This window comes from Streptomyces doebereineriae (assembly GCF_031845645.1).
Taxonomy (GTDB): domain Bacteria; phylum Actinomycetota; class Actinomycetes; order Streptomycetales; family Streptomycetaceae; genus Streptomyces; species Streptomyces canus.
Window position 1 is genome coordinate 1 of record NZ_JAVREZ010000589.1, and the last position, 386, is coordinate 386.

A 386-nucleotide genomic window follows, 5' to 3' on the forward strand; every position below is an offset into this window, starting at 1 on the left:
TGTTCGCGCAGCAGGCGGACGTTGTGGCCGATCGCGCCGAGATCCACCATCGCCTGCGGCGATGCGTGCGGGTTCAGCGATGTCTCGAGTTCGGTCGTCTGCATGTCATATCACCGCCGACCATTGTCCCAGAGCCAGGTATCGGGGGAGATCAGCGGACCGGTAGGCGCCTTTTAGTGCGCAAACGGCTGCAGGTCGTTGAATGCGCCGCTCGGCTTGAGCTTGTCGAGTCGCTGGAGCACGATGATCGTGTCCTCCTTGAGCGCGCGGGCCAGATCGGCCGAGAACCCCTCGCGCACGACGACCCGCAGTACCACGACGTCGGTGGCGCCCTCGGGCATGGTGTAGGCCGGCACCTGCCAGCCGAAGGAGCGCAACCCCTCCGA

1 pseudogene is annotated in these 386 nt (G+C 65.8%); it reads right to left on the reverse strand.

Going from position 1 to position 386, the window contains the following annotated elements:
• Nucleotides 1-173: 173 nt before the first annotated feature.
• Nucleotides 174-386 (reverse strand): annotated as a pseudogene (locus RNB18_RS53395) (glutamate decarboxylase); the annotation flags it as partial.